Here is a 21,486-nt window from a genome sequence, read left to right as displayed (position 1 = left end):
ATCAGCCGGATTGCTAGTGTCCCGCGCCGTGGAGTCCTTCCCTGAAATAGCCGAGAGATTTGTGAACGAGTACAAATCGTCGTTACCGAACCACCCGTTCACGACGGTCCTGTTCAACGATCGCGCGCTGCCCACGGGCTCGCGCACCACCCCGTGCCCGCCGGCCGAATTCGCCCAGCGCTACGAGCAGATCCGCACCTACAACGCCACGTGGGGCATCATCCTCAGGGCCGATCATCCACTTAACAACACCCTCGTCGTCACCATCGACCACACCCCGGGTCCCGTTGCCGAGCCGGACCGGTTCCTCCTGGTCAACTTCGATATTCCGGAACGCTGACCAGCCATGGATGCGGCCCATAAGTCCGGCGAACGGCCGCGTGCAACCTCGGCCTCGTCGGCCATCACCTGAACCCGCCAAGGCCGGTCCGGCCCGGTCCGGCACCAGATGTCGTGCACCTCCGGTGCCAGTACCTCGCCGTCCGCCCATGGCCGCAACGTCCCCGGGGGATCCGCCGCCCACAGTTCCCAGCCGGCCAAAACCCGTTGTACGGCAGGCAAATCCCGGCGCAACACCAACACGTCGATATCGCCGTGCTCCCGGAACGGCCGCCCCACGGCATGCTCGATCGCGAACCCGCCGGCGATCCACCAGTCCGGAACGTCCGCGAACAGCTCGGCGACCTCTGCCACGGACGCCGGTTCCCACATCGTCGTCCACAATGGACGTCAGCTCACTCCTCGACGGGCGGTTCGGCCGGCTGGGTGGCGCGCGGGATCTGGGCCACGTCGTTCACGAGCTCGCCGAGCTCCCGGACGATGTCGCCGGCCGCTGTCGCCATGATGCCCGCGATGCGGCTCAGGTGGTGCGCCGCGGTCTCGATCACTTCCTGGATGGTCTCCGTCTGGCTGGCCATGGGTTGCCTCCCCCGACTCCTTGGTCTGGTGTCCACCGTAGCCGGATTTGGTCAAGTCAGGCGTAGACATCGGATGTATCAAGGTGGTAAACCTTTTCAGAACCGTTGACTCGGGGCAAGGCATCCGATGAAATCCTCCGCACAGAGCGGCAAGGAGGCCGGCGATGAGAAAGGTCTGGGCCTTAGGGGCGGCCGTCGCGGTCTGCCTGACGGCCTGTTCGGTCAAGCAGGACACGGGCGGCGGCGGCACCGGTTCCACGGGCGCTGGTTCGACGGGGACTAAGGAGATCAGCTTCCTCACCTTCGAGACGCCCAACCTGCCCCCCACCTACTGGGACGCGGCGATCAAGCGGGTCACCGACAAGTACCCCGACATCAAGGTGAACAAGCTGGTCGCGCCCACCACACAGGGCCGCACGCCCTATGCCAAGCAACTGCTGCAGTCCGGCCAGTTCCCGGATGTGATGATCGCTGTCGACCCGGCCGGGTTCGCCGAGGCGGGCAACCTCTACGACTGGAAGCCGGACGAGCTGAAGGACTTCCAGTTCCCGGAGGCCAACCCGATCAAGGGCGGCCACCACCAGCTGCCGGCCAACACGCAGACCATCCCGCCCGTCTACTACAACAAGAAGCTGTTCGCCGACGCCGGCATCACCAGCACGCCGAAGACCTGGGCCGAGCTGCTCGCCGCGTGCGAGAAGCTGAAAGCCAAGGGGACACAGCCGTTCGTGATCGGCGGCGGCAAGGACGGCTTCCCGGCCAGCATGATCATGACCGGCCTGGTCAGCGTCGACGTGTACGGCAAGACCCCGGACTGGCTCACCCAGCGGCGGGCCGGCAAGGTCAAGTTCAGCGACCCGGACTTCACCAAGGCGGTGCAGAAGTTCGCGGACCTGTCCACGAAGGGCTTCCTGAACAAGGACAGCGTGTCGCGCGACTACGCCGCCACCGAGCAGGCGTTCCTCAACGGTGAGGGCGCGATGTACCCGATGGGCAACTGGTTCGCGGCCAACGCCGACACCAAGAAGCACGACTTCGACATCGGCGTGTTCAACTTCCCCACGGACGACGGGAAACTCGTCGTGCCCGCGTACACCGGCGGCGGGATGAGCGTGAACGCGCACTCCAAGAACCTCGACGCGGCAAAGAGGTTCGCCATCGCGTTCCAGACCGACAAGGGCCAGATCGACGCGTCGGTCAAGGCGGACGGCCTGGTCCCGGCGATCAAGGGCTACCAGATGCCCTCGGACATCGGGCCGGTGCTCAAGGCGGGCTACGACCTCTACAAGGAGGCCGTGGACAAGAACGCCATCGTGAACTCGTTCGGCTGGGAGACCGCGGACGACGGGCTTCTGCCTGGCATGAAAGAGAAGTTCTACGCGGTCGCGCAGGACATCGTGACCGGGCGCAAGAGTGTGGCGGAGGCGTGCGCCTACCTCGACACCGAGTGGGAAAAGGCGAAGTAGGGGGATGGCCGCCGCCACTGAGGTCACCGCACCGCCGGAGAGTTCTCGCAGGGACGGCGGTGCGGTGACCGAGGGCCGCCGCAGACGCCCAGTGTGGCCCCGGATCTGGCACTTCGTGTCGTTCGGGGCCCCTGGCGTGCTGGTGTACGTGTGTTTCGTGCTGGCCCCGATCGTGATCAGCTTCGTCTACAGCCTGACCAACTACAACCCGTTCAACCCGCCGATCACGTTCGTCGGTCTGGACAACTTCGGGCTGTTGTTCCAGGACGACGAGTTCCTCACGGCACTGAGGGTCACCTCGATCCTCACGTTGATCGTGGTGATCGTGCCGAACGTGCTCGGCCTCGGAGTGGCGCTGCTGCTGGACAAACGCGGTGGTCTGTACAACGCGCTGCGCAGTGTCTTCTTCACGCCGGTGATCCTGAGCTCGGTCGTGGTCAGCATCATCTGGTCGCGGCTGCTGGACAGCCAGGGGCCGCTGAACCAGTTGCTGCGCTGGCTGGGGGTTGCCAAGCCGCCGGGGTGGCTGTCCGATCCGGACATCGCGCTGTACTCGGTGGCGTCCATTGTGTGCTGGCAGATGCTCGGGTTCTGTGTGGTGGTCTACCTCGCTGGGCTGCAAGGGGTTCCGCAGGAGTTGTTGGAGGCGGCCGCGATCGACGGTGCCGGGCCGGTGCGCCGGTTCCGGGCGGTCACTTGGCCCTTGCTGGCGCCTTCGTTGACGATCAACACGGTCGTGCTGTTGATCTCGGCGTTCAAGACCTATGACTTCGTCAAGGTGATCACCAACGGCGGGCCGGGAACCGGTGCCACCGCGACGATCGCGTTCAACGTGCTGCAGACCGGCTTCGACGCCAACCATGTCGGGTACGCCTCCGCGATGGCGATCGTGATGCTGATCATCGTCGCGGTCGTCACCGCGATCGTTTTGCGGCTGCTGCAACGCCGGGAGGTGGACCTGTGACCCGGCCGTGGGTGCGCCCGGCGGTGGCCATCCTGGTCAGCGCGATCTTCTTCGTGCCGCTGTACCTGGTGCTGGCCAACGTGTTCAAGCGCGGCGACCTGATCTCCTCAGACCCTGCGTCGCCACCGTGGCCGCCCACTTTGGACAACATCACGGCGGTCGTTTCCCGGCCCGATCAGCTGTTCTGGGTCAGCCTCACCAACAGCATCGTGGTGACTGTGCTTTCCGTTGCGGTGCTTACGGTGTTGTCCGCGATGCTCGGGCACTACCTGGCCCGCACGCGGAACAGGTGGACCCGCGCGCTGACCCTGGTGTTGTTGTCCGGCTTGATGATCCCGCCGCAGGTGATCCTCATCCCGATCTCGGACGTCCTGCAGATCGCCAACCTGATGACCACCCTCCAGGGGCTGGTCCTGTTCAACGTCGGCTACTACGTGCCGTTCGGGGTGTTCGTGTTCTCCGGGTTCATCCGCGGTGTGCCGCTCGAGCTGGAGGAAGCGGCCATCCTGGACGGCGCCCGCCGCGGCCAGGTGTTCTGGCGCATCGTGTTCCCGCTGCTGCGCCCCGCCACCGCCAGCGTGATGATCTTCCTCGGCGTCTGGATCTGGAACGACTTCATCGACCCCCTCATCATCCTCGGCCCCAGCCAGGGCACCACCGTGACGACGGGCATCTACCGCTCCATCGGCCAGTACCAAGCCGACTTCGGCAGCGTCTTCGCCCTCATGTTCCTGGCCACCCTCCCGGTGCTGATCTTCTACCTGTTCCTGCAGAAGCACTTCGTCAAGGGCCTCACCGGCGGCGCCACCAAGGGGTGATCGTGCCGGTGCCCAATTGGGCGGCTGACCAGTTGGTCGCGGAGGGGCAGGCGGGTGCCGGGGTCGCCCGTTTCCCGGAGCATGGCGACGACCTCGCCCAGGTCAAGCGCCGGATGGAGCAAAACGGGGTCCTCGTTCGTTATGGGGATATGCCCGTTCTGCTCTTGTTGGTGGGGATGGCGGTCGAGATCACGGTGTTGATCGCGATCGGGTCGGCGATCGGTGTGCTGCCGACGATTCTGCTGGTCATCGCGGCGACGGTGGTCGGCGCGATGCTGCTGCGGCGGGAGGGGACCAGGGCGCTGCTGGCGTTCCGGTCCAAGATCCAGTCGGGGCAGCCGCCGCGCGCGGAGATGCTCGACGGGGTGCTGATCGCCGTGGCGGGCATCCTGGTGGTGCTGCCCGGGTTCGTCAGCGACCTGGTCGCGATCGCGCTGCTCATCCCGGCCACGCGCCGGATGATCGCCAAGCGTGTGCTGCGCCGCGTCGAGGCACGGCAGCAGCAGCGGCCGGGTCAGATCTTCATCGTCGACGCCAAGCCCTAGTTGCTGTCCAGCAGAACGGCTCCGGGCGCCGCCAACATGTGGTGCACGGTGTTGCGGTAGCGGTGTGATGTGATCAGCCCGGCCTCGCGCAGGACGGCGGTGTGCTGGCTGACCGTGGCGGCGGACGCGCCGATCCGGCTGGCCAGCTGGGTGGTGGTCGCGCTGCCGTCGCTGATGGCCCGCAGGACGGTCGCGCGGGTACGGCCGAGCAGGTTCGCCAGCGCGCGGGCGGGTTCGCCCTCAGCCCAGACACCGGGGGTCAGCGGGACCGGGTACACGAGAATGTGCTGCTCGTCGGGGTTGCCCGGGACCAGCAGCACCGGTTCACGCTTGAAGAACGAAGGCGCCAGCACGATGCCACGGCCGTCGAGATAGATGTCCCCGTGGTGTGCGGGACAGAGGGTCTGGGTCAGCACGGGAGGTTCCCACCGCACGGTGGGATGCAGGGTTTCGAACAGCCCGTCGACGCCGCGGTCCAGCAGGATCTGGCTGCGCACGAGGCGATCGGCGTCCAGCTGCGCCTGGATCCTGGACCACCGCGGACCGACCGCGACATCGTGGTAGTCCACCAGGCCGTCGACGAACAGCCGCCTGGCCACGAGATCGTCGTCCAGCCCGGCCAGGACCGGAGGCAGCCCGCCGCACGCGTCGGCGTAGTGGTCGAGCTCGAACCGGAAGTCGCCGGCCCGGCCGGCCAGCAACGACTCCCGGCCGTGCGCCACGGTGAGCGTCGGCCGCGACGGCGAGATCAGGTCGAGCCAGACGTCCTTGCCCGGGGACATCGCCGTGAGCACATCCCGCCGCAGGCCGGTGGCGGCGCGCACCTGCCTCCGCCAGCCGCCGAACATCGCGTCGTCGACGCGCCCGCGCAACGTCAGCAGGCTGAGCATGGCCTCGGCGAGGGGCCCGAGTGTCGGCAGCAGCCGGACCCTGGCCAGGTCGTCCCCGGTGAAGTACAAACGGCGCACACCATGATTCTCCCGGGTTATTAAACCCAGGCCAAATGTCATACGTGCCAGCGTCCGGGACCTGACAGGCTTGCGTGCGGAACCCGCCCGCGGGCCGCTCTGGGGGTGCGGGCCCGCGGGCGGGATCCCCGCCTACCGCTTGAGCCGCAAGGTCAGGATCTGGAACGGCCGCAACGCCACCGGGACACCGCCGTCCCGCACCTCAGCGGTGTCGGTCCGCCGCTCCAGCAGATCGGTGACCTCGACGCCCGCGATCGGGAAGTTAGCCCGGACGAGGGCCTCCGCGCGGCCGCCGAGTGACTCGTACAACCGGACGATGACATCCCCGGACCGGTCATCCGCCAGCTTCACCGCCTCGACGGCCACCGCGTCACTGTCCACTGTGACCATTGGTGCCGGGGCGGTGCTGCCCTGGACGACCCGGACCGGCAGGTTCAACGCATACCCCTCGGTCACCGTGTCCGAAATGGACGCACCCGGCAACAGAGAGTACGTGAGTACGTGCTTTCCCTGGTCGGCGTGCGGGTCCGGGCACCTCGGTGCGCGGACCACGCTGAGCCGTACTGTGGTCGTGCCTCCGTTGCGGCTGATGTCGTGGCCGTAGGTGGAATCGTTGAGCACGCCCACGCCGTAACCCGGTTCGGCCACGTGCACCCAGCGGTGCGCGTAGATCTCGAACCGGGCCGCGTCCCAGCTGGTGTTGGTGTGCGTGGGACGGAAGACGTGCCCGAACTGGATCTCCGCCGCCGAACGGTCGGCGTGCACGTCGATCGGGAAGGCCGCCTTGAGGATCTTCTCCTGCTCGTGCCAGTCGATCTCGGTGCGGATGTCGATCCGCGGGCTGCCCGCCCGCACGCTGATCACCTGGCTGATCCGGGACGAGCCGAACGACCGCTCGACCTTGATGGCGCCCTCGAGTCCTTCGCTGACAACGGTGATCGCGTCGACGCCGGTCAGGTCCACGTGCCTGCGCTTGTAGTGCACGTCGATGTCCCAGGCGTCCCAGAAGTTCGGCAGGTCCGGGTGCAACTGCAGCAGGTTGCCCGGTCCGCTGAGGACTTCCCGGTTGCGCACCAGATCGCGGACCGACCGGAACAGGCCGTCGTCGTCCAGCTCGACCCGAACCAAACCGTTGTCCAGCAGACGATCCGTGACCGTCACGGCGTCCGCTGTGACGCTTTCCACCGCTGCGGCACCGGATCCTGGGACATGAGTGAGGACGCCGTCGACGACCTCGGCACGCGGGCGTGGGCTGGTGTTGAACACGATCGGTTGCGCGGGTTCACCAGCGAGGGAGGCGATGGCCGCGTCGGTGATCGCGTTGAGCTCGGCGGCGACCCGGGCGTAGGTCGCCTCCGCCTCCTTGTGCACCCACGCGATCGAGCTGCCCGGCAGGATGTCGTGGAACTGGTGTAGCAGAACGATTTTCCACAGCCGGTCGAAGGCCTCGTAGGGATAGTCGAACGTCCCGGCCGAAGCGGCGGTCGCGGCCCACAGTTCGGCCTCACGCAACAGGTGCTCGCTGCGGCGGTTGCCTGCCTTGGTCCGCGCCTGCGAGGTGTACGTGGCGCGGTGCAGCTCCAGGTACATCTCGCCGGACCAGACCGGCGCGTCCGGGTACTCCGCCTGTGCCTTGGCGAAGAACTCGCTCGGCTTCTCGATCTCCACCCGGGCGGTGCCCTCCAGGTCCTTCAGCCGGCGGGCGCGTTCCAGCATCTCGCGGGTGGGGCCGCCACCGCCGTCGCCGTACCCGAACGGCACCAAAGACCTTGTGCCGCGGCCTTTCTCGGCGTAGTTGGCGACCGCGTAGGCCATTTCCTTGCCGGAGAACTCGGAGTTGTATGTGTCCACCGGAGGCAGGTGGGTGAAGACGCGGGTGCCATCTATGCCCTCCCACCAGAACGTGTGGTGCGGCATCTTGTTGGTCTGGTTCCAGGACATCTTCTGGGTCAGGAACCACTTCGTCCCGGCCAGCCGGGCCAGCTGCGGGAAGGCCGCGGTGTAGCCGAACGAGTCGGGCAGCCACACCTCCTCGCACTCGTAGCCGAACTCGTCGAGGAAGAACCGCTTGCCGTGCACCAGTTGCCGGGCCAGCGCCTCGCCGCCGGGCAGGTTCGCGTCCGACTCGACCCACATCCCGCCGACCGGCGCCCACTGGCCGGACTTCACCGCCGCCGCGATCCGGTCGAAGATCGCCGGCTGGTGGTCCTTGACCCACGCGTACTGCTGCGCCTGGGAACACGCGAAGATGAACTCCGGGTACTCGGCCGCCAGCGCGGTGACGGTCGCGAAAGTCCTTGAGGTCTTGCGGATCGTCTCGCGCTGCGGCCACAGCCACGCGCTGTCGATGTGCGCATGGCCGACGGCCGACAACCGGTGTGCGCTCGCATGTGCCGGCCTGGCAAGGACTTCGGTGAGCTCAGCACGCGCAGCGGCTGCCGTGCCGGAGATGTCGTCAACCTCGATCACATCCATGGCGCGTTCCAGCGCCCGCAGGATCTCGTGCCGCCGGGGGTCCGAAAGGGACAGTTCGGCCATCAGCTGGCTGAGGACCTCCATGTCCAGCTCCAGGTGCCAGACGTCCTCGTCGAGCAGCTTCACGTCCGCGCCGGCGAACGTGTACAGCGGATCCTTGCCAGCGGTCTCCTTGTCGCCCAACGGAGTCGGCTGCATCCCGCCGTGCAGGATGTCCGGGTTCGCCGCGGCCTCGAACAGCAGGCCGACCGTGTCACCGGTCAGCGGGACATGGTTGTTGCGCGGTGCGATGCCCTTGATCGGCGTGCCCGCCAGGTCGTAGGCCAGCGCTTCGGCCTGGAACCCGGCCTGTGCCGTGGTGAACCCCAGGTCCACCACGGCTTCCACCTTGCGGCCACGCCATTGCTCAGGCACCGCACCACGAACGCGGAACCAGCTCGTCGACCACGGCGCACCCCAGCGCTGTCCCACCGCGAAGGGCTCGAAGTCGGCCGCCAGCGCCTCCGCGACCGGCACCGGCTCGTCCGGCACGTGCCAGACCTCGATGTCCAGCGGGACGGATCCGGCGTACCGCGCCGGCGCGAGCCTCGTGGTGAGCATCCGGCGCAGCCGTTCCTCGACCAGCCGCCGATCGTCATGCACGGTGACCTCCTGAAATGTGGGTTCCCGTGCGACGGTATACCAGGACGGCGGCTTATTCGGCCCACGGCAGCGGATGCCGGTCCGCACTGCCCGGAACGGTTGCGTGACCGCCGACTGCCATGCACACAACGGCTTGCACCGGCCCGGCGACGACGGCGACCTGCCGCACCTCACCCGCGGGCAGGATCGCGGCCTGCCCGGCCGGAACTGACATGGTTTCGCCGTCCACAGTGAACGCCAGCTCGCCGGTGAGTGGCAGCCACACCTGTTCGCGGTCGATGGCGTGGACCGGACCTTGCGCACCGGGCTGCATCGTGATGCGCCAGGTGCAGATCTCCGTGCTGCCCAAGGAGGGCGTGGCCAGGCTGGCCAGGGCCGCGTTCGGGGTCTCCATGGGGCGCGCGGTGGTGACGATCAAGTGGGTCTCCTCTGAGTCAAGTAGCTTTACTTGGTAGTGAGTAAAGCGGGTTGACTCACCTGTGTCAAGATAGTTCCGTGACCGATGACCCATTGGCCTCGACCGAGCTGACTTTCCTGCTCGGCATGGGGTTTCAGCTCGTACTCGGCGAGTTCGTCGCCCGGGTGTCCGCCGCCGGGTACGCCGATCTGCGGCCCGTGCACGGTGCGGTGTTCCAGGCGCTGAAGCGCTCGGGGGCGACGAGCTCGGAGCTGGCCGCGACCCTGGGGGTCACCAAACAGGCCGCCGGGCAGATCGTGGACGAGTTGGAGCGCAAGGGATACGTGCGCCGCGAGCCGCATCCCGAGGGTGGGCGGCGCAAGCTGGTCGTGCTGACGCCCGCGGCTCATCGGCATCTGGAGGTCGCCGGGCGGATTCTGCACGAGCTGGAAGCGTCGCTGGGCGATGTGTCCGTTCTGCGTGCCGAGCTGACCCGACTGATCCGGTCGCTAGCTGGGGAAACGCTGCCCGCGTTGCGCCCGGTCTGGTAACTAACCCCACGAGGGGGTATATATGGGGGTATGCCAAAGATAAACGTGTACCTGCCGGACGACCTGGCCGAGGCCGTCAAGCAGACGGGCGTGCCGGTCTCCGCGATCTGTCAGCGTGCTTTGGAATCTTCGGTGAAGAGGGTGGCTGCCATGCGTGCGTTGACGTTGTCGGACCTGGGGGAGGGGCCGAAGCTCGAACGGTTCACCGAACGGGCAAAGACCGCGCTGCGCCTGGGAATCGAAGCGGCCCACGGCGAAGTGGGCACCGAGCACCTGCTTCATGGGCTGATCACCGAGGGGACGAACCTCGCTCTGCAGATCCTGCGGGTGATGGAGATCCAGCCGGCCAGCTTGACGGTCTCGTTGCCTGACGGGGAAGGATCCGCCACGAGGTTCACCTCGGCCGCGGCGAACGCGCTGGAGCTGGCCGTGACCGAGGCGATCACTTTGGGGCACAACTACATCGGGTGTGAACACATGCTGCTCGGGCTCGTCGCCGAGCCGGAAGGAGATGGGGGACAAGTGCTTCGAGCCGCGGGCGTGGACATGAAGTCAGTGCGGGCCGCGGTGACCGCCGCGACCGCTGGGTATGCGCATCTGCGGGCACAGGCTTCGCCGTTGGACGCGTTGGTCAAGCGGATCGAGCGGCTCGAGGAGCGGCTGCGATGATGCTCATCCTGGCCATCGTCGTCGTGATCCTGGTTGGAGCCTTGTGAAGACAGTTCTCTTGCTCGCCCTCGGCGACACCATCGCGCACCGGCGGGGTTCGGTGGCCACTGGGGCCGAACTCGTTGCCTCGCTGGGGACCTTGCCGGTGCGGGTGGTCGCCGAGGACCTGATGGCCGAACCGTCGTGGGACGTGTCCACGGGAACCATGCTCGCCGTGGCCCGGCGGGTGCGTTCTGCCTTGGTGGACGACGAGTTCGCGGGCGTGGTGGTGTCCCATGGGGTGGACAACCTGGGGGAGATGGCTTTCCTGACGGACCTCCTGGTGTCCGCGCGGGGTGGGATCGTGTTCACCGGGGCTTTCCAGGGCTGGGACGCCTCGGGCAGCGACGGGCCCCGCAACCTCGCGGATTCCCTTGTGGCCGCCGGTGATCCGGTACTGGCCCGGGCGGGGGCGTTGGTGTGCCTGGACGGGAAGCTGCATCCGGCCCGGACGTTCGCGCTGGGCGGGGCGCCGGTACTCGACCTGGACGAGCTGCCCGAGCGGTGGCCGGAGTTCCGGGGCGAGCCGGAGACGGATGTGGCTCTGCTGCGGGTCTACCCGGAGCTGCCCAGTGCGGTGATCGACACCCTCGTCGATCGTGGAGCGAGGGCCATAGTGCTTGAGGGGACCGGGCGGGGCAGCGTTCCGGTCGAACTGTTCGGGACCATCGGCGGAGTGTCCAGCTGGGACATCCCGGTCGTGGTCGCCGGGCGGGGACGCGGGGATTCGTTGGGGGCCGGGATGGTTCAGCAGATGGGCGCCATCTCCGCCCGATGGCTGTCCGCCGGGCACGCCCGCATCGCCACCATGGTCGCCCTCGGCAACGGCGGCGGCGCAAAAGCCGTCGCCGAATGGTTCGACCGGATCTAGGGGGTGCGGCGGGGCCAGGCGGCGCGGCGCAGGGCGGCGAGGAAGTCGTTGGTCTTGGGCTGGATCTCGGCCATGTACTCGTCCAGGGACTTCGGCGGGGCCTCCTGGGTGGCCTCCGGCGGACGGCCCGGCATGATCCACGGCAGGCCGGTCATCCGCGCGATCACCTCCCGCCACCAGGCCTGGATCTCCTGGGACGCCTGGGTTTCCCGGGCGGAGGCGGACTTGATCTGCTTGTCCGCCTCCCGGATCTCGGCGGCCAGCTCGAGGGTCCGCCTGCGTTCCAGCTCGGCGATCTTCTGCGACGCCTGCCGCGGGATGTCCAGGATCTCCTTGTACTGCGCGACGGGGTCGTCATACGGGTCGGTCACGTCAGGTCCTGGGTGTCGAAGGGGATCAGCACGTCCGGGGCGCTGTGCGTGGACTTGTCGAAGAAGATCGCCCGCCGCGGCCGCGGCGACCAGTCGATCACCTGGCCGGCCGCGAGCGTGTTCAGCTCCGCGCCCTGCACGTCGAGCGCGACCCAGGCGCCGATGTCGTCGGTGCCGGAGAAACCGAGCGTGTCCTTGAGCCGGCCCGTTCCCCGCCACCAGCCGAAGATGTGCACATGGTGGGCCGGGCCGTTCTTCAGCAACGCCCGCAGATCCTCCAGCTTCGCCCGCATCAACGGCGGTTCCTTGGTCTCCAGCCACTGATGAGCGGCGTCGACGGCGAAGAAGAACACGAACCGGGGCCGCTCGGCGGTCGACGGGGTCAGCTCCGCGATCGACTCGTCCAGCCGCAGATCCACCGAGTGCTCGCCCAACGCGGCCGCTAGCCGGGAAACACGAGGCGCCAGCGCGGGAACCGGGCACCACAGGCTGAAATCGCACGAACCGGGCGGGTGCAAACGTGCCAGGGTCAGCGCCGAACTCTCCATAATGGACAGGGCGTCCTCGGTGGCGGTCCCGATCACGGCCAGGTTCCGGCCGGGCACCGGGTCCAGCGGGATCGTTGCCGCCCGGCCGGACACGTCGATGACCTGACCCAGCAACGGCCCGGTGGGCTTGGCGAAGTCCGCCGAGCCGGCGAGCAACGGCTGGTGCGCACCGTCGAAAAGCCTGGGCGGCAACGAGTCCCCGTGCGCCCACAGCCGGGACTGCAGCTTGTCGAACGTGCCCTTGGCCGAGGCGTCCGGGATGTGCGCGACCTGGTTGCCGTGCGCCACACCGGAATCGTGGTTGATCACGGCATGCCAGCGCGGCAGGCTGAACGCCGCGTTGTTCGTCTCGGCCAGCACCCGCTTGGCCTTGGGCATGGCGATGCGCAACGTGCACTGCTCGAACACGGCGGGCTTGCCCCAGAACGCCTCGATCCCGGCGATGTCCTGGCTGGCGAGCACGAGGTGGATGCCCTGCGAACGCCCGCGCCGCGCCACATCCTCCAGCAACACCGTGGCCTGCTGGGTGATCCGGTCGCGGCCGCTGAACAACGCCTGGAACTCGTCGATCACCGCGACGATCCGCGGCCAGTGCCCCTCCGGCTCGGCCTCGCGGAGCTCGGCGAGCTTGGTGACCTCCTGGCGCTTGGCCGCCTCCGCCCGGCGGGCCAGCTCCTGGGTCAGGAACCGCAACAGCGCCAGGCCGAACTCACGGTCGGTGTTGACGTTCACGCCGACCAGCCGCGCCTGCGGCAGCCAGCTCGGGTCCTTTCGGCCCGGGGCCAGCCCGGCGAACGACACGCCTTCCTTGAAGTCCAAAAGGTACAGTTCCAGCTCGTCCGGGGAGTACCGCGCGGCCAGCCCGCCGAGCATGGCGTACAGGAAGTTCGTCTTGCCCGAACCGCTCGGCCCGGCGATCAGCGCATGCGGTGTGGCGTCACCGAGAACGACCTCCACCGGTACACCGTCGGCGAAGCCGACCGGCGCCCGCAGCTCCTCCTGCGAGGTCAGCTGCCCCAGCTGTTCGGGCAGCAAATCGGCGAACGTCCGCGGTTTGCCCCGCCGGTCGACCAGGTCCTTGGCGATCTTGGCGGCCGCTTCCCTGGCGGTGGCGGCATCGGGCGCGGGATCCGCCCGGAACGTCACACCGGGCCCTGTCATGCTCGTGGTGGCGTGCTCGGCGTCGGTGAACGTGATCGTCTCTTGTGGACTGTTCGCCGAGACCGGCATGTCCACGGCGATCAGGTGCACCCCGGCGTCCAGCCCGGTGCGCGCGACCCGTTGCAGCTCACGGTGTTGCTCGTCGGCCAGCCGCTCGGTGTTGCCGAACAGCACGACCACCCGCCACGGCTCGATCCGCTCGCCCTTGGCCACGCACACCGACCGCAACGACGTCTCGCCCTCGCGCATGGCCCTGGCGTGCACCCGCCGGATGTGCCCGGCCAGCTCGGCCAGCAGGTCGTCCAGCCGGGTCGGGTCGTGCACGGTCAGCAGCCCGGCCGCGGTCAGCGGCTGCAGGTTGGGCAGCGACCCGGTCAGATGCCCGATGTCCCACAGGTGAACCCGCACCAGGCCGGGCGTGAACGTGCTCAACAGCCGCAGCAGCAACGTCTCGACCAGAGAGTCCACAACGGACCGGCTGTCCGGCACGGTGTTGATCCGCAGGTGCGCGCGGTCCAGCAACGGGATGGCGACCGGGAACTCCTGCGTGTCGGGCGCCTGGGCCACCACCGCGGTGCCGATCCGCCACATCGGCGGCGCGATCCAGCCGGAGTGCCGGCCGATGCCGCCCAGCCAGGTCTCCCACGGCTGGCCGGCCGGGCCGGGCGCCGCCTTGTCCACCAACCGGTGCAGCCGGCCCGGATCCCAGCCGCGGTAGATCTCGTCCCGCTCGGCCAGGATCTTCTGCCAGGTGACCGCCAGCTCCGGACGTGTGCGCGCCTCGGCGATCGCCGGGTCGAGCCGCGCCTTGGCCAGGCCGAGCCGCATCACCGACTGCTCGAACTCCAGCTGGTCCTTGCGGACCTGTGCGGCCCGGCTCGCCGCCGCGGCCGCGCCCATGGCCAGCCGCAGCACGTCGCGCAGCTGGTTGAGCGCATCCTTGGCGCGCTGCCGGCGTTCGCCGATGCCGAACATCTACAGCCTCATCAGGTAGTCCAGGATCGCCTGCCGGGCCTGCGCGATCTGCGCGCCCGCCGTGCCCAGCTCCGCGATCGCGAGGTCCAGTTCCACCGGTTGGTACCCGTTGGGCTCCTGTCGTACCACCATCAGGGCCGCTTTCGCTTCGGCCAGCAGGGGAACGACGCTCGATGTCAGGGCACGGGACTGCTCCAGCGTGACAGTGACCTCACGCAGCGCACCGGCCAGCTCGGAGATCGTCAAAGCCTGGCCGCGTATCCCTCGGCGGATGTGATGCTGGCCTGGATCGCCGCCTGGGCACCGGCCAGTGTCTGCAACGCCTCGGTCAGTAATCCCTGCGCCTGGGCCACGTCCGCCTGGCTGCTGCCCTGCGTCGCCGCCAGCAGCGCGTTGCGCGCGTCGTCAAGTTGCAGGGAAGCCTGGGTGATCGCGGCGATCCCGGCAAGGGACTTCTCGTTCGCCAACGCGATTCCAGCTCGGATTTCCTCCACGCCCGCCATGCCTCACAAGGCTACATGTTGATCATCCGTCCAACCGGGGCAGGCCCCTACTGAAGCCGATCGAGCAACTGCGATACTTCGGCGGCTGAGCGCCGGTCGCCACTGCGCCGGTGCGCCTCCAGCGAGGACGTCAGCAACGCCACTGCCTGCGCATGCTCGCCGTTTCCCAGGTATATCTCGCCGATGTGCTGGCGCGCGTACGCGACGCAGTGATCGTCGCCGAGGTGCTCGAACACGTCCGTGGCGGTCTCGAGGTGGTCAAGCGCACGTTCAGGTTCACCCTGTCGGCTGCGTAGGCTGGCAAGTCTTTGCAACGCGTGCGCCTCGCGGTGCCGGTCGCCGATCTCGACGGCCTGCCGGCGGGCGTCGGTGAGCCATTTCTCGGCGAGCGGGAACCGTTGCTGGGCAAGCAGAACCGTACCGACCGCGAGCCGGGCGGCGGCCTCGAGGCTGGGCTGCCGGGCGCGCACGAAGATGCGCAGGGCCCGCCGCTGGCTGGCCAGCGCGGGTCCGTACTCGCCGCGAACCCGCTGAACAGTACCGATTCCGGCCAATGAGACGCCGACGCCGCTCTCGTCCTCGGTCCGGGTGAACAGCCGCATGGCCTCCCGCAGCGCGTTCTCGGCGGCGGTATACCTGTCCTGGTAAAGGTTCACCTGGCCGAGGTTTCTCAGGACCACTGCCGTGCCGTGCGGGTCGTCCGCCGCCCTGGCGCCGCGCAACGCGAACTCGTTGGTCCGCTGCCATTCGCCGTGCTCACCGCGAAGGTCGAAATACGGCGCGTACACAGCCGGTATACGCCATGCATACGTGTGGAGTCCCAGTCGTTCGGCGAGATGGAGCAAGGACAGGACAGTCGCGCGCTCGGTGCCGAACCACTCGACCGGGTCGCCGTCGAAGCCTCCGGTGACGGCATGACGCGGCAGCAGGCCGAAGAACGGGATCGGCATGCGCATGGCCGCATGTGTTGCCTCGCCGAGATATCCGGACAGCGCGCGCTTGGCGGCGGCCTCGATCTCCCGGCGCGGCTCGGCGGTGATCCGTTCGCCCGCATAGCAGCGGAACACCTCGGGCAGCCGGTAGCGCGGCGTGGCCCCGGCGACTTCCAGAAGGTTGGCGTCCACCAACGAGTCCAGGACGTCGTCGGCGTTCGGGCGGTCCAGCAACGCGGCCAGCGCCCAGCCGGGGAACCAGGATGGCCCCAGCAGCCCGGCGAACCGGAAGGCCCGTGCCGCCTCGGGAGTCAGCCGTTCGTAGCTGTCGGTGACGCTGGTCCGGACCGCCAGGCTGCCGATGGTCAGCTCATCGAGCCTGCGCCGGTCATCGCGTAACCGGTCGGCGAGCACGCGGACCGGGACCGACGGCCGCGCCGCCAGTTTCGCCGCGGCCACCCGGATGGCGAGCGGCAGGTTGCCGCAGGCGGCGAGGATCTCGTTGGCCTGAACCGGTTCTTCGGCGATCCGGCGGCCGGCGATGCGGGCGAGCAGTTCGCGTGCCTCGTTGTCGGTCAGCGCGCCCAACGGGACGGGCACCGCGCCGACGAGGTCCGGCATGCGGTGGCGGCTGGTGATGATCACCGCGCAGCCACCGGATCCGGGCAGAAGCGGCGTGATCTGGCCGATGTCGGTGGCGTTGTCGATGACGACCAGCATCCGGCGGCGGGCGAGCGCGGACCGGTACCGCGCCGCGCGTGCGGTATGCGAGCTGTATACATCTGGTATACCGAGTGTGTCCAACACGTATGCGAGCGGGTCGGTGGTCTGCCGCAGGTCGATGTACAGCTGGCCGTCGGGGAACTCACCGGCCATCCGGTGTCCGATGTGGACGGCCACTGTGGACTTTCCCGCGCCGGGCGGCCCGGTGACCGCGACGACCAGCGGCAGGCGCCCGCGCAGGAGGTCCTCGATCGTCGTCACCGCCGCGGCGCGTCCGGTGAAGTCCGCAACGTCCAGCGGCAGCTGGCAGACCGGGAAGACGCTGATCTCTTCGTAGGCCTGGCGCAGTTGCGGGCCGGGCCGGGTGCCGAGTTCGGTGGCCAGGACGCGTGCGGCCTCGGCGTACGCCTGGGCGGCTTCGGCGTCCCGGCCGCTGCCGTGCAGCGCGAGGACCAGCTGCCGCCAGAGTTCCTCCCTGAGCGGGTGCTCGGCCAGCAGCCCGCGCAACTCGGGAACGCCGAGCCGGCACTTCTCCAAGACGTCGAGCCGCAGCTCCTCCAACCGGGCGAGCGTCGGCTCCCATTCGGGACAACACGGCAGATCCGCCAACGCACGTCCGCGCCACAACTCGCGGGCCGCGTCGAGCGAGCCTCGCCGGGCGTGCGCCTCGAACTCGGTCATGTCGAGTTCGCCCGGCTCGACCGCGATCTCGTAGCCGCCCGGCCGCGACCGGACCCGGGTGCCGATCGCCGCCCGCAGCGAGTGCGCGTACGTGCGGATGTTGGCCACCGCGGAGCGCGGCGGGTTCTCCGGCCACAGCACGTCGACGAGCGTGTCGACGTCCACCGTCGTGTTCGGCGCCAGCAGCAGCGTCGCGAGCAGCATGCGCGGTTTCCGGCCGCCCAACGGCACGGCCACGCCGGCCACCGTCACCTCCAGCGGCCCCAGTACCCCGAACGCGATCTCGACCATGGCATACGCCCCCGCCTTGGCGTCTTCGTCCCCAGGGCGCGATGGTAAATCCTTGACGAGGTGGGCGGGAAGAGTTCGTCAAGGAGTAACCGGATGTCCGGTCTCCCGCAATGTCCACGCCTCGCCGCTGCAGGTGAGCCGCGTATACGACAGCGGCAATACGTCGATCCGCCAGAACGACTTCGGCGGGGCGCCGAGCACGTTGATCAGGGCGGCGCGGACGACCGCGGGGTGGGTGACCGCCACGACCCGCCTGCCGGTGCCGATCAGCGCGTCCAGCCAGGCCCGGATCCGGGTGAGCAGGTCGTGGATGGACTCGCCGCCGTGCGGGGCCGCCTCGGGGTTGTTGAACCACCGGATGGCATCGGTCTCCGGGACCTCGTGCAGGGGTAAACCGCGCCACTGGCCGAAGTCCAGGTCAGCGAGCACCGGGTCGAGCCGGGTGACCCAGCCGAGGCCCTCGGCGGTCTGCTGGCAGCGCAGCTCCGGGCCGCGCAGGTAGTCCGTGTGCCTGCCGATGTCCAGTGGTTCGGCCAGTGCACGTTCGAGCGGTTCGTCATCGGGGAATGCGCCACTCCGGGTCGCCGTCGTTGGCGCGTGCGACACCAGGATGATTCTGGTGGCCGCATTTGGGTGAGGACCGTCTCCCGACGTTGACACAGCGTGTTTCTCCTGCCTACGGTCTTGCCGCCAATGGTTTCGGAGTAAGCCGGTGAGAGCCCGGCACGGTCGCGCCACTGTATGCGGGAGCAATGCCCGTGTAGTCAGACACTCCAGCCGCCCGCCCGCCTACCCATGGGTCGCGTCAGCCCGAGGAGGTCTTCACCGGTGACAACCGCAGCCGTTCCCGTTCCGGTTCCCGTCCGCATCCCCGTCCGCGAGATTCTGCCCTGGGCGATCTTCGCCGGGATCCTGATGCTGGTCCTGCTCTACTTCGTCGGCAGTGAGCAGGGTGCGCTCGCCATCTTCAGTGGTTCGGACAACTACATCCACGAGTTCGTCCACGACGGCCGCCACCTGCTCGGCTTCCCCTGCCACTGAATCGCAACGCACAAGGGCTCGACAAATGAAAATGGGAAACCTGCTGGTCCGAGGCATGCTCGTCGGACTGGTCGCCGCCGCGTTGGCGCTCGCCTTCGGGTCGATCTTCGGTGAGCCGCAGATCGACACCGCCATCTCGTTCGAGTCCTCGCACGGGGCCGAAGGACACTCCCATGGCGGCGCCGGGGCTCCGGCCGAGGAGGAACCGGAGCTGGTCAGCCGGGGTGTGCAGAGCACCATCGGCCTGGCCACGGCCGTCGGCGTCTACGGCGTCGCGTTCGGCGGGCTGTTCGCGCTCGGGTTCGCCTTCGCCTACGGGCGGCTGGGCCGGCTGAGCGCCCGGGCGACCTCCGCTGTGCTCGCGTTCGGCGCGTTCGTCGTGGTGTTCGTCGTGCCGTACCTGAAGTACCCGGCCAACCCGCCCGCGGTGGGCCAGCCGGACACCATCGGCATGCGCACCACCTGGTACTTCACCATGGTGCTGATCTCGCTGGCCGCCGCGATCGGCGCGGTCTCGCTGGGCAGGCGGCTGTCCGCCCGGATGGACACCTGGTACGCCGTGCTGCTCGGCACGCTCGGGTACCTGGTGGTGGTCGTGGTCGCCGCGCTGGTGCTGCCCACGGTCAACGAGGTTCCCGCGGAGTTCCCGGCCACCGTGCTGTGGAGCTTCCGGCTGGCGTCGCTCGGCACCCAGCTGGTGCTGTGGACGGCACTGGGTCTGCTGTTCGGCGTATTCACCGAGCGCCGCCTCCGGCGTGTCGCGGCAGAACGAGCCAGTCTAGTCGCCTGACCTGCGAAATCAACACCCCTTGAGCCCCGGATTGGCCCCTGGTTGTAGTCAGGGGACTAACCCTGTGGTCCACGTCACGTTTGGTCACGTACCATGGGTGATGGCGATAACGGGGATCGCTCGAACGGAGCAACAGGGACCTGTGGGGTGTGAGGACATTGACCGCATCAGTAATGACAACGATGACACAACCGGCGCCAGACTGGCTACGTGAGCTGTACGCCGCTCGCGCCAACTACGAGGAGCTCATGGGGTGGCCGGTCTCGGTGCACGTCGGCCAGCGTCAGCTGGTCGTGGCCCTTGGCCAGACCCTCGACGCGATCACCATGCCCGCCGAACTGGCCGCTCGCGTCCAGTCCCAGCTGGGCATCGCCATGCTGTCCGGCCCGGTGATCGCGCACCCCTCCGGCGACCGCTGGACCTTCCTGACCCAGGGCGCCACCACGATGCCGGGGGACGTCGTCGACGGCCTGGGCGACCACGAGGTGAAGCACGCGGCGGCGGGGGCCTACACCGTCGTGCCCACCGAGTGCGGTGCTGGGGGCTGGACCTGGATCAACGAGCCGCGGCCACACCAGATGCTGCCCTCCGCCTACGCGGTCATCGCGACCGCCCGGCGGCTGTGCGCGGCGGTGGCCTGACGGCTTCCCTCTTGGGCGGCGCAGGGGACTCCCTGTGCCGCCCTTTTGTGTGCAGCTACCGGCAGCCGCTCAGTCCGGTAAGAGTTGCGCAGCGGCGTCCTGGTGGAGCGCCACAAGTTCGGTCAGCGCGAGGACCTTCCGCGAGACGGGCCCTCGCCAGGCGACAACCGGCCTGGGAACGGCGAAGGCGGCTCCTGGGGTGCAGGAGCCGCCTCTTTCTTTCCCCGGTCAGCCGTTCTTGACGGCGGTGATCAGTTCACCGCCGGTGGTGTCGCCGGACAGCTCCCAGAAGAAGGCGCCGCCGAGGCCCTGGCCACGGGCCCAGCTCATCTTGCCGCTGATGGTGCTGGGGGTGTCGTAGCTCCACCACTGGCTGCCGCACTTGGCGTACGCGGTGCCGGCGATGGTGCCGTTGGCGGGGCACTTGGTCTTGAGGACCTTGTAGTCGTCGATCCCGGCCTCGTACGTGCCGGGGGCGGCGCCGGTGGCGCTACCGCCGGGGGCCGTCTGGGTGACGCCGGTCCAGCCGCGGCCGTAGAAGCCGACGCCCAGCCACAGTTTGTTCGCCGGGACGCCGCGGGCCTTCAGTTTGGCGATGGCGTCGGCGGAGTCGAAGCCCTGCTGCGGGATGCCCGCGTACGAGGTCAGCGGCGAGTGCGGGGCGGTGGGGCCCTGCGGGCTGAAGCCGCCGAAGAAGTCGTAGGTCATCACGTTGAACCAGTTGAAGTACTGGGACGCCGCGCCGTAGTTGGTCTTCTCGATCTTGCCACCCGCCGAGGCGTCCGCGGTGATGGCCGCGGTCACCAGCTTGGAGCCGAACCGGCTGCGCAGCGCCTGGCCGAGCTTGGTGAAGGCGTCCGGGCCGCTGGTGTCACAGGAAAGGCCGCAGGCGTTGGGGTACTCCCAGTCGATGTCGATGCCGTCGAACACACCGGCCCACCGGGAGTCGTTCACCAGGTTGTAGCAGGAGTTGGCGAACGCCGTCGGGTTCTTGGCCGCCTGGCCGAAGCCGCCGGACCAGGTCCAGCCGCCGAAGGAGAAGATCACCTTGATGTTCGGGAACTGCTTCTTCAGCTTGCGCAGCTGGTTGAAGTTGCCGCGCAGGGCACCGGTGTCCCAGGTGTCCGACACACCGTCCACACTGGACGCCGCGTCGTAGAACTTGTCGTAGTCGGCGTAGGTGTCGCCGAGCACGCACTGGCCGTTGACCACGTTGCCGAACGCGTAGTTGATGTGCGTGAGCTTGGCGGCCGAGCCGCTCGTCTTGATGTTCTTCACGTGGTAGTTGCGGGCGTACACGCCCCACTGGGCGAAGTAGCCGAGCACGTTGCCGTTCGGCGAGGCCTGCGCGGGGGCGGCCGCGACCGACACGGTCAAAGCGGAGGCGATGGTCACCAAAGCGGTGCCCAGCGCGGCGAGCCTGGTTCTGAACATGCGTTCTCCGTCGGTGGAGGCGGTACCGGAGCACCGCGCACAGCAGGGAACCGCAGAGCCCGCGCCTGGCCGG

The 21,486-nt window shown here is 68.5% G+C and carries 22 protein-coding genes; 11 read left to right on the top strand and 11 right to left on the bottom strand.

What is annotated here, in order from left to right; all coding sequences use genetic code 11:
• Positions 1-16: 16 nt before the first annotated feature.
• A complete protein-coding gene (locus AB0J95_RS34130; protein WP_364767330.1) occupies positions 17-340 on the top strand; it encodes a hypothetical protein in 324 nt (107 codons plus the stop codon).
• 394 nt (positions 341-734) lie between these two features.
• Here AB0J95_RS34130 and AB0J95_RS34125 read toward each other — a convergent pair whose 3' ends face one another.
• The gene (locus tag AB0J95_RS34125) at positions 735-917 is read right to left on the bottom strand and encodes a hypothetical protein (RefSeq protein WP_364767327.1); all 183 of its coding nucleotides are present in this window, start codon (positions 915-917) and stop codon (positions 735-737) included.
• 164 nt (positions 918-1,081) lie between these two features.
• On the opposite strand from AB0J95_RS34125, the gene AB0J95_RS34120 reads away from it, so the two are divergent.
• From AB0J95_RS34120 to AB0J95_RS34105, 4 genes are read left to right on the top strand one after another with little or no spacing between them, the layout of a single operon-like run.
• Positions 1,082-2,383: an extracellular solute-binding protein gene (locus AB0J95_RS34120; protein WP_364767324.1), complete on the top strand. Its 1,302-nt coding sequence runs from the start codon at positions 1,082-1,084 to the stop codon at positions 2,381-2,383.
• Positions 2,384-2,387: 4 nt separating this feature from the next.
• Positions 2,388-3,347 (top strand): sugar ABC transporter permease, encoded by a 960-nt coding sequence (locus tag AB0J95_RS34115; RefSeq protein ID WP_364767321.1) that lies wholly within the window; start codon positions 2,388-2,390, stop codon positions 3,345-3,347.
• Complete coding sequence (locus AB0J95_RS34110; protein ID WP_364767318.1) at positions 3,344-4,165, top strand: carbohydrate ABC transporter permease; 822 nt, start codon at positions 3,344-3,346, stop codon at positions 4,163-4,165. Before AB0J95_RS34115 ends, AB0J95_RS34110 begins: the two co-directional genes overlap by 4 nt.
• A gap of 2 nt (positions 4,166-4,167) precedes the next feature.
• A complete protein-coding gene (locus tag AB0J95_RS34105; RefSeq protein ID WP_364767315.1) occupies positions 4,168-4,710 on the top strand; it encodes an FxsA family protein in 543 nt (180 codons plus the stop codon).
• Here AB0J95_RS34105 and AB0J95_RS34100 read toward each other — a convergent pair.
• From AB0J95_RS34100 to AB0J95_RS34090, 3 genes are all read right to left on the bottom strand, one after another.
• The gene (locus AB0J95_RS34100) at positions 4,707-5,678 is read right to left on the bottom strand and encodes a winged helix-turn-helix domain-containing protein (RefSeq protein ID WP_364767312.1); all 972 of its coding nucleotides are present in this window, start codon (positions 5,676-5,678) and stop codon (positions 4,707-4,709) included. The two genes, AB0J95_RS34105 and AB0J95_RS34100, sit on opposite strands and share 4 nt — an antisense overlap.
• A 132-nt stretch (positions 5,679-5,810) precedes the next feature.
• Positions 5,811-8,795: a glycoside hydrolase family 38 C-terminal domain-containing protein gene (locus tag AB0J95_RS34095; RefSeq protein WP_364767309.1), complete on the bottom strand. Its 2,985-nt coding sequence runs from the start codon at positions 8,793-8,795 to the stop codon at positions 5,811-5,813.
• 52 nt (positions 8,796-8,847) lie between these two features.
• The gene (locus AB0J95_RS34090; protein ID WP_364767306.1) at positions 8,848-9,213 is read right to left on the bottom strand and encodes a cupin domain-containing protein; all 366 of its coding nucleotides are present in this window, start codon (positions 9,211-9,213) and stop codon (positions 8,848-8,850) included.
• Positions 9,214-9,290: 77 nt separating this feature from the next.
• Between AB0J95_RS34090 and AB0J95_RS34085 the strand changes: the two genes are divergently transcribed.
• From AB0J95_RS34085 to AB0J95_RS34075, 3 genes are read left to right on the top strand one after another with little or no spacing between them, the layout of a single operon-like run.
• On the top strand, positions 9,291-9,743 hold the full coding sequence (locus AB0J95_RS34085; protein ID WP_364767303.1) for a MarR family transcriptional regulator: 453 nt from the start codon (positions 9,291-9,293) through the stop codon (positions 9,741-9,743).
• Between the two features lie 30 nt (positions 9,744-9,773).
• Complete coding sequence (locus AB0J95_RS34080; RefSeq protein ID WP_364767300.1) at positions 9,774-10,412, top strand: Clp protease N-terminal domain-containing protein; 639 nt, start codon at positions 9,774-9,776, stop codon at positions 10,410-10,412.
• 43 nt (positions 10,413-10,455) lie between these two features.
• Positions 10,456-11,322 (top strand): asparaginase domain-containing protein, encoded by an 867-nt coding sequence (locus tag AB0J95_RS34075; RefSeq protein ID WP_364767297.1) that lies wholly within the window; start codon positions 10,456-10,458, stop codon positions 11,320-11,322.
• Here the strand turns inward: AB0J95_RS34075 and AB0J95_RS34070 are convergent.
• The 6 genes from AB0J95_RS34070 to AB0J95_RS34045 all read right to left on the bottom strand — a co-directional run bounded on the left by AB0J95_RS34070 (position 11,319) and on the right by AB0J95_RS34045 (position 18,113).
• Positions 11,319-11,693, bottom strand: a complete 375-nt coding sequence (locus tag AB0J95_RS34070) for a hypothetical protein (protein ID WP_364767294.1) — start codon at positions 11,691-11,693, stop codon at positions 11,319-11,321. The genes AB0J95_RS34075 and AB0J95_RS34070 overlap by 4 nt on opposite strands.
• Positions 11,690-14,377, bottom strand: coding sequence for an FtsK/SpoIIIE domain-containing protein (locus AB0J95_RS34065; protein ID WP_364767291.1), 2,688 nt, complete (start codon positions 14,375-14,377; stop codon positions 11,690-11,692). The genes AB0J95_RS34070 and AB0J95_RS34065 overlap by 4 nt, the downstream gene beginning before the upstream one ends.
• Positions 14,378-14,623, bottom strand: coding sequence for a hypothetical protein (locus AB0J95_RS34060; RefSeq protein WP_364767288.1), 246 nt, complete (start codon positions 14,621-14,623; stop codon positions 14,378-14,380).
• The gene (locus AB0J95_RS34055) at positions 14,620-14,880 is read right to left on the bottom strand and encodes a hypothetical protein (protein WP_364767285.1); all 261 of its coding nucleotides are present in this window, start codon (positions 14,878-14,880) and stop codon (positions 14,620-14,622) included. The genes AB0J95_RS34060 and AB0J95_RS34055 overlap by 4 nt, the downstream gene beginning before the upstream one ends.
• Positions 14,881-14,927: 47 nt before the next feature.
• A complete protein-coding gene (locus AB0J95_RS34050; RefSeq protein WP_364767282.1) occupies positions 14,928-17,507 on the bottom strand; it encodes a BTAD domain-containing putative transcriptional regulator in 2,580 nt (859 codons plus the stop codon).
• 78 nt (positions 17,508-17,585) lie between these two features.
• A complete protein-coding gene (locus AB0J95_RS34045) occupies positions 17,586-18,113 on the bottom strand; it encodes a histidine phosphatase family protein (RefSeq protein WP_364767279.1) in 528 nt (175 codons plus the stop codon).
• 222 nt (positions 18,114-18,335) lie between these two features.
• Here AB0J95_RS34045 and AB0J95_RS34040 point away from each other — a divergent pair, with 222 nt between their 5' ends.
• The 3 genes from AB0J95_RS34040 (at position 18,336) to AB0J95_RS34030 (ending at position 19,979) form a co-directional block, all read left to right on the top strand.
• A complete protein-coding gene (locus tag AB0J95_RS34040) occupies positions 18,336-18,548 on the top strand; it encodes a CbtB domain-containing protein (protein WP_364767276.1) in 213 nt (70 codons plus the stop codon).
• Between the two features lie 31 nt (positions 18,549-18,579).
• Positions 18,580-19,338 carry a CbtA family protein gene (locus AB0J95_RS34035; RefSeq protein WP_364767798.1) on the top strand — a complete coding sequence of 253 codons (759 nt, stop codon included), beginning with the start codon at positions 18,580-18,582 and terminating at the stop codon, positions 19,336-19,338.
• Positions 19,339-19,520: 182 nt separating this feature from the next.
• Positions 19,521-19,979 carry a hypothetical protein gene (locus AB0J95_RS34030; RefSeq protein ID WP_364767273.1) on the top strand — a complete coding sequence of 153 codons (459 nt, stop codon included), beginning with the start codon at positions 19,521-19,523 and terminating at the stop codon, positions 19,977-19,979.
• Between the two features lie 228 nt (positions 19,980-20,207).
• Here AB0J95_RS34030 and AB0J95_RS34025 read toward each other — a convergent pair whose 3' ends face one another.
• Positions 20,208-21,413, bottom strand: a complete 1,206-nt coding sequence (locus AB0J95_RS34025; protein WP_364767270.1) for a glycoside hydrolase family 18 protein — start codon at positions 21,411-21,413, stop codon at positions 20,208-20,210.
• Positions 21,414-21,486 lie beyond the last annotated feature (73 nt).

It is taken from the genome of Actinocrispum sp. NPDC049592, assembly GCF_040675465.1.
In the GTDB taxonomy this organism is placed as follows: domain Bacteria; phylum Actinomycetota; class Actinomycetes; order Mycobacteriales; family Pseudonocardiaceae; genus Kibdelosporangium.
The sequence above is the reverse complement of the archived record's forward strand: the minus strand, read 5'-3'. Positions and strand labels throughout refer to the sequence as shown.